The organism is Comamonas sp. (genome assembly GCF_009360615.1).
Lineage (GTDB): Bacteria > Pseudomonadota > Gammaproteobacteria > Burkholderiales > Burkholderiaceae_C > Comamonas.
Map to the genome: position 1 here is coordinate 20,798 of NZ_SPEY01000078.1, position 6,449 is coordinate 27,246.

Sequence of the window (6,449 nt, forward strand, 5' to 3'; positions counted from 1 at the left end):
AAAGCCAGCAATACCCCGGAATCCTAGCAGCAAGCTATAGCAGCACATGCTTTGCTGCAGCGCTTTGCACCATATTTCGTGGTCAAAAAAAGACAAACTTGTGTAACGTCAAACAGCAGGAAAGCCGCCCCTTGCCCAGAGTGGTGCTTACCCTGTGATTTAGGATTCCACCAAAGCGCGGCCTCACCCAGCCGCCGAGATGCTTTTCCGGGAGGCATTTCTATAATGCCCTACCCCTTGTCAATACTGCGAAATGCCGCCATCAGAACATTCTGCCCACCAGGCCCCAGCGCCTGGCTCCCAAGCTCCCAAGAAACGCATGCACTGGTTGCTGCGCTCCATTTTCTGGCTGATCGGACTGGCCGTCGCCGCTGCCCTGGCCGTGGTGCTGGCCGTGGCTGTGGCGCTGGCCATGGCCTACCCCAACCTTCCGGACGTCTCAGAGCTCGCAGACTACCGCCCCAAGCTTCCGCTGCGGGTGTATTCCAGCGAGGGGGCTCTGCTGGGCGAATTCGGCGAGGAGCGCCGCACCCTGACCCCCATCAACGAGATCCCCAAGGTCATGACGGATGCGGTGCTGGCCATCGAGGACACCCGCTTCTTCGAGCACGGTGGCGTGGACTACAAGGGCATGCTGCGTGCTGCGCTGGCCAACCTGGGCAAGGTCAAGAGCCAGGGGGCCTCCACCATCACCATGCAGGTGGCGCGCAATGTCTACCTCTCCTCGGAGAAGACCTACACCCGCAAGATCTACGAAATCCTGCTGACCTTCAAGCTTGAGCACCTGCTCACCAAGGAGCAGATTCTCGAGATCTACATGAACCAGATCTTCCTGGGCAATCGTGCCTATGGCTTTGCAGCCGCCTGCGAAGCCTATTTCGGCCATCCGCTCAAGGACATCACGGTGGCCGAAGCCGCCATGCTGGCCGGCCTTCCCAAGGCTCCCTCGGCCTACAACCCGATCAGCAACCCCAAGCGCGCCCGCATCCGCCAGCTCTACATCATCGAGCGCATGGAGGAAAACGGCTTCATCACGGCCGAGCAGGCCAGGCAGGCCCGCGAGGAGCCGCTCAAGCTTCGCACCGCTGCCAACTCGACCCGCGTACACGCGGAGTACGTGGCCGAAATGGCTCGCCAGCTGATCTTTGCCCAGTACGGCAACGACGCCTACACCCGCGGCCTGAATGTCTACACCACCCTCAATGCCGGCGAACAGGAGGCCGCCTACAAGGCTTTGCGCGAAGGCATCATGAACTACGAGCGCCGCCAGAAATACCGTGGCCCCGAGAAGTTCATTTCCCTGCCCGGCAACGCGCAGGAGCTGGAAGACGCGATTGACGATGCCCTGGCCAACCACCCTGACAACGGCGACGTGGTGGCGGCCGTGGTGCTGGAGGCCTCGCCGCGCAAGATTGTCGCGGCCCGCGCGGACGGCACCCATTTCGAGATCACCGGCGACAATCTCAAGCCCGCCGAATCCGGCCTCAGCCCCAAGGCACCGCCCAATATCAAGATCCGCCCCGGTGCCGTGATCCGCGCCGTCAAGAACGCCAAGGGGGCGTGGGAAATCACCCAGCTGCCCGAAGTCGAGGGGGCTTTTGTCGCCATGTCCACGCAAACCGGTGCCATCCGCGCGCTGATCGGCGGCTTCGATTTCGAAAAGAACAAGTTCAACCACGTGACCCAGGCCTGGCGCCAACCCGGCTCCAGCTTCAAGCCCTTCATCTACTCGGCGGCGCTGGAGCATGGCTTCTCGCCTTCCACCATGATCAATGACGCACCGATCTTCTTCAGTGCGGCAACCACCGGTGGTCAACCCTGGGAGCCCAAGAACTACGATGGCCGCTACGACGGCCCCATGACCATGCGCACGGGCCTGAACAAGTCCAAGAACATGATCTCCATCCGGTTGCTGCAGGCCATCGGCCCCAAGACCGGGCAGGAATGGGCGACGCGCTTCGGCTTTGAAGCCGCCAAACAGCCCGCCTACCTGACCATGGCCCTGGGGGCCGGCTCGGTCACGCCGCTGCAGATGGCAGGGGCCTATTCGGTGTTTGCCAACGGCGGCCACCGCATCAACCCCTGGCTGATCGCCCGGGTGACCGATCACAAGGGTCGCATCCTCTCCGAGTTCACCCCTCCTGCAGTGAACGAACTGCCCCAGGCCATCCCCGAGCGCAATGCCTTCCTCACCGGCACCCTGCTCAACGATGTGGCACGCGTGGGCACGGCTGCTCGTGCGCAGGCCACGCTCAAGCGCCCCGACCTCTATGGCAAGACCGGCACGACGAATGACTCGGTGGATGCGTGGTTTGCCGGCTACCAGCCCAGCCTCGCCGCCGTCTCCTGGATCGGCTACGACACCCCGCGCAATCTGGGCTCGCGGGAAACCGGTGGAGGTCTGAGCCTTCCCATCTGGATCAGCTTCATGCAGCACGCGCTCAAGGGCGTGCCTGTGGCCGAAGTGCAGGCCCCGCCTGGCGTGGTCAACATGGGCGGTGACTGGTATTACGAAGAAAACGCCCGCAACGGCGGCGTCTCCAGCCTCGGCATGGAAGGCGCCTCCGACCCGAATGCAGGCGGCAATGCCGGCCCGGGTGCCACCCAGCCACCGGCCGCAGAGGAGCGTAGCCGCATTCTGGATCTGTTCAGAAACTAGGCCCCTCACAACAAAAAGCCTGCCTCGAAGAGAGGCAGGCTTTTTTTTATGCCAGCACCCTGGATGCTCAGACCAGGGCCTTGAACTCCAGCGCCATGCCCGACTGCTCGCTCGCGTATTGCGTCAGGTTGGAAAAGAACTCGCCAGCACCCTTGGTGTCCAGCCAGACCTTCTTGTCTTCGTCGAAGCGATAGTGAAAACCGCCGGCCTTGGCCGCCAGCCAGATTTCATGCAGGGGCTTTTGCTGGTTGATGACAATCTGGCTGCGATTGGCAAACACCAGCGTCACCATGCCGCCTACGCGCTGGGCATCAAGGTCCGCATCGGTTTCGTCATTGATGCGGTCACAGCATTGCTCCACGGCCAGCAGAAGTTGGTCGGCGCGGTCCAGATATTCAAGGTCAGTCATTACAATTTGCCCATGTTGAAAGCCAACCAAATTCTAGTCAGGAGCATTGCCCTTGCAGCTTGTGCGGCGTCCCTCGCCGCACTTTCGGCCTGTGGACAAAAAGGCCCGCTCTATCTGCCTACCGATCCTGCCGCCCAGGGCCGCGCGACACTGCCCGAGACGCTGGGCATTTCCAGCAAGCCCCCGGCCACGGCAACACCCGCAACCCAGGCCACCCCGACGACCGGAACCGACGGGACAGTCCAGACCGATGCCAAGCCCTGAGGCTTGATGCACATCAACATGTCGCGGCAGCTTACTCTCTAGAGTGATGGCATCTTGTCCTTCGACAAACCGCCATGTCCATTGAGCTTTATCGCGACAAAAACCACGTCTGCCTGATGTTCACCGACCTCATCGAAGAGGACGGCCAGGCCATTCAGGCCAATCAGTTCCTGATTGTGGACAACGGCACGGGGGCCATCATCGATCCCGGTGGCAACCTGGCTTTCAACGAGCTGTTCATGGGCATGTCGCGGCATTTTGCGCCGCAGAAACTGGCTTATCTGATTGCATCGCATGCCGACCCGGACATCATTGCCTCGCTGGACCGCTGGATGAGCAGCACGCGCGCGCAACTGGTCATCTCGCGCATCTGGGAGCGCTTTGCACCGCACTTCGCCAAGGTAGGCAAGACGGAAAACCGTGTCATCGGCGTACCGGACTCGGGCGCACGCCTGCCCTTGGGCAATACCGAACTGGTGCTGCTGCCCGCGCACTTCCTGCATGCCGAGGGCAACTTCCACTTCTACGACCCGATCAGCAAGATTCTGTTCACGGGCGACCTCGGCGTATCCCTGACCACCGGCGCAGAAGCCCAGAAGCCCGTCACCGACCTCGGCCCGCATATCGCACGCATGGAAGGCTTTCACCGTCGCTATATGGTCTCCAACAAGATTCTGCGGCTGTGGGTGCAGATGGCGCGCCAGCTCCATATCGACATGATCGTGCCCCAGCATGGCGCTCCCATCATGGGCAAGCAGGCGATCGGCGACCTGTTCAATTGGCTCGAAGGCCTGCAATGCGGCATCGACCTGTTCGAGCAGGATGCCTACCGGCTTCCTTCGGCGCAGATCGACCCTGTCTCGCGTCAGCTGCGTACCGCAGCCGGCTGACGGCTCCTGAGAGCGCGCACCACTCGCCAGCCCAGCAAGGCTCCGAGAATGGCGGCATAGACCACCACCTCTGCAAAATTGTTCTTGCCGGCGCGCATCCAGAAGAAGTGCAGCAAGGCCAGCGGCACCGCCACATAGACCGCGCGGTGCAGCCACTGCCAGCGCTTGCCGCCCAGGGCCCTGAGCATGAACTTTGGCGAGGTGACCGCCAGCACCAGCAGCAGCAGCCAGGTGCCGAAGCCCACCAGGATGAAGGGGCGCTTGGGAATATCGGCCAAGATATCGCCCCAGTCCAACCCCATGTCGAACCATGCATAGCAAAGCAGGTGCAGGCAGGCGTAGAAGAACACGTACAGACCCAGCATGCGCCGATAACGCACCAGCAGGTTCCATCCGCTGAGCTGGCGCAGCGGCGTCACCGCCAGCACGATGCAGAGAAATCGCAGAGTCCAGTCACCCGTGCTGCGCAGCAGGGCTTCGGCCGGATTGGCCCCCAGAACGTCGGTGAACGCTGCATAGAACAGCCAGGCGGCCGGCAGCAGGCACAGCATGAAGACCAGCGGCTTGGCCCAGGGCTTGAGCAACCAGGCCTGCATCAGAAGAACTTCTTCAGGTCCATGCCCGCATACAGCGACGCCACCTGATCGCCATAGCCGTTGAACATCAGGGTCTTGCGACGCTTGGCGAACAGCCCCCCCTCGCCGATGCGCCGCTCGGTGGCCTGGCTCCAGCGCGGATGATCGACCTCGGGATTCACATTCGAATAAAAGCCGTACTCGTTGCGTGCCGCCTTGTTCCAGGCGGTGCCGGGCTCCTTGTCGGTCAGGCGGATTGCCACCAGCGACTTGGCGCTCTTGAATCCATATTTCCAGGGCACAACCAGGCGCAGCGGCGCACCATTCTGGTTGGGCAGGACCTCGCCGTACATGCCGAAGGCCAGCAGCGTCAGCGGGTGCATGGCCTCATCCAGCCGCAAGCCTTCGGTATAAGGCCAATCCAGCACGCCGCTTCTGAGTCCGGGCATCTGGGCCTTGTCGGCCAGGGTGACGAATTCCACATACTTGGCACCGGAGAGCGGCTGCACCTTTTTGAGCAGCTCGGACAACGAATAGCCCACCCAGGGGATGACCATGGACCAGCCTTCCACACAGCGCAGTCGGTAGATGCGCTCTTCCATGGGCGCGAGCTTGAGCAGGCTGTCGATGTCCAGCGTCTGCGGCTTCTGCACCAGACCTTCCACGCGCACCGTCCAGGGGCGGGTCTTGAGCGCGCCGGCGTAACGCGCGGGATCGTCCTTGTCGAGTCCGAACTCGTAGAAATTGTTGTAGCCCGTGGCGTCTCTGTAGGCCGTGGCGGCCTCCACCGTCATGGCACCGGCAAGCTTGCTGGGCTGGCCCTTGAGAGGCGGCAGACTGCCGCGCTCCATCGCCGCCCAGGCATCGCGGCCGGCCCAGCTGGCCAAGGTGGCACCCGCAGCACCCATGGCCAGGGTCTGCAGAAAATCCCGACGCTGCAGGTATTGGGCCTGCGGCGTGATTTCGCTGCTCAGCGGGTGGTCAAAGCCCCGGTTGTGATGACGTATCAGCATGCGTGTGCTCCACAGTACTCATACAAGAGTACCTGGCTGATCAGAGCTCGGCCAGTCAGCAAAGTTCCTCGATTGAGGCACATAAAAAAAGGAGCTTCTTGCACAAGCCTGATATTGATTTCAGCGATCAAACAAACTGAAATTACTATGGCAAAAGCGCATACAGCTCCTTATTCAAGAGCATCCCAGGATGGGGCTCAAAGTTCGCCGTAGCTGTGCAGGCCCGACAGAAACATGTTCACGCCCAGGAAGGCAAAGGTGGTGACGGCCAGGCCCGCCAGGGCCCACCAGGCGGACACCGTGCCGCGCAGGCCCTTCATCAGGCGCATATGCAGCCAGGCCGCATAGTTGAGCCAGACGATCAAGGCCCAGGTTTCCTTGGGATCCCAGCTCCAGTAGCCACCCCAGGCCTCGGCCGCCCACAGGGCACCGAGCACGGTGGCGATGGTGAAGAAGGCGAAGCCCACGGCGATGGCCTTGTACATCACGTCGTCCAGGATCTCGAACGAGGGCAGACGGGCCGCAATGCGCTTGCGCGAGAGCAGGATGCCGGCCACGATCAGGGCCGAAATGCCGAAGTACACCATCCAGTAGCTGCCGCCGTTCTCGGTCGCGCCCTTGCGAAAGACGATGGGCTCG

7 protein-coding genes are annotated in these 6,449 nt (G+C 62.1%); 3 read left to right on the top strand and 4 right to left on the bottom strand.

Annotation, left to right across the window (positions count from 1 at the left end):
- Window positions 1-319 precede the first annotated feature (319 nt).
- Window positions 320-2,659, top strand: coding sequence for a penicillin-binding protein 1A (locus E2583_RS19100; RefSeq protein WP_291597788.1), 2,340 nt, complete (start codon window positions 320-322; stop codon window positions 2,657-2,659).
- A gap of 67 nt (window positions 2,660-2,726) precedes the next feature.
- Here E2583_RS19100 and cyaY read toward each other — a convergent pair whose 3' ends face one another.
- On the bottom strand, window positions 2,727-3,068 hold the full coding sequence (gene cyaY / locus E2583_RS19105; protein ID WP_291597789.1) for an iron donor protein CyaY: 342 nt from the start codon (window positions 3,066-3,068) through the stop codon (window positions 2,727-2,729).
- A gap of 12 nt (window positions 3,069-3,080) precedes the next feature.
- On the opposite strand from cyaY, the gene E2583_RS19110 reads away from it, so the two are divergent.
- Together E2583_RS19110 and E2583_RS19115 are read left to right on the top strand one after the other, a co-directional pair.
- A complete protein-coding gene (locus E2583_RS19110; protein WP_291597790.1) occupies window positions 3,081-3,332 on the top strand; it encodes a lipoprotein in 252 nt (83 codons plus the stop codon).
- A 74-nt stretch (window positions 3,333-3,406) separates the two neighbouring features.
- Window positions 3,407-4,222, top strand: coding sequence for an MBL fold metallo-hydrolase (locus E2583_RS19115; protein WP_291597791.1), 816 nt, complete (start codon window positions 3,407-3,409; stop codon window positions 4,220-4,222).
- On the opposite strand, the gene E2583_RS19120 is transcribed toward E2583_RS19115, so the two are convergent.
- The 3 genes from E2583_RS19120 to ccsA all read right to left on the bottom strand — a co-directional run.
- Window positions 4,198-4,818, bottom strand: a complete 621-nt coding sequence (locus tag E2583_RS19120) for a sulfite oxidase heme-binding subunit YedZ (protein WP_291597792.1) — start codon at window positions 4,816-4,818, stop codon at window positions 4,198-4,200. The genes E2583_RS19115 and E2583_RS19120 overlap by 25 nt on opposite strands.
- Window positions 4,818-5,810, bottom strand: coding sequence for a protein-methionine-sulfoxide reductase catalytic subunit MsrP (gene msrP, locus E2583_RS19125; protein WP_291597793.1), 993 nt, complete (start codon window positions 5,808-5,810; stop codon window positions 4,818-4,820). The genes E2583_RS19120 and msrP overlap by 1 nt, the downstream gene beginning before the upstream one ends.
- A gap of 197 nt (window positions 5,811-6,007) precedes the next feature.
- Window positions 6,008-6,449: cytochrome c biogenesis protein CcsA (gene ccsA / locus E2583_RS19130; protein WP_291597794.1), on the bottom strand; the 442-nt coding region annotated here is incomplete at its 5' end.

Bases quoted from the DNA above. Each gene is read 5' to 3' on its own strand.
- E2583_RS19100 (WP_291597788.1), top strand. From the start codon at position 320: ATGCACTGGTTGCTGCGCTCCATTTTCTGGCTGATCGGACTGGCCGTC.
- cyaY (WP_291597789.1), bottom strand. From the start codon at position 3,068: ATGACTGACCTTGAATATCTGGACCGCGCCGACCAACTTCTGCTGGCC.
- E2583_RS19110 (WP_291597790.1), top strand. From the start codon at position 3,081: ATGTTGAAAGCCAACCAAATTCTAGTCAGGAGCATTGCCCTTGCAGCT.
- E2583_RS19115 (WP_291597791.1), top strand. From the start codon at position 3,407: ATGTCCATTGAGCTTTATCGCGACAAAAACCACGTCTGCCTGATGTTC.
- E2583_RS19120 (WP_291597792.1), bottom strand. From the start codon at position 4,818: ATGCAGGCCTGGTTGCTCAAGCCCTGGGCCAAGCCGCTGGTCTTCATG.
- msrP (WP_291597793.1), bottom strand. From the start codon at position 5,810: ATGCTGATACGTCATCACAACCGGGGCTTTGACCACCCGCTGAGCAGC.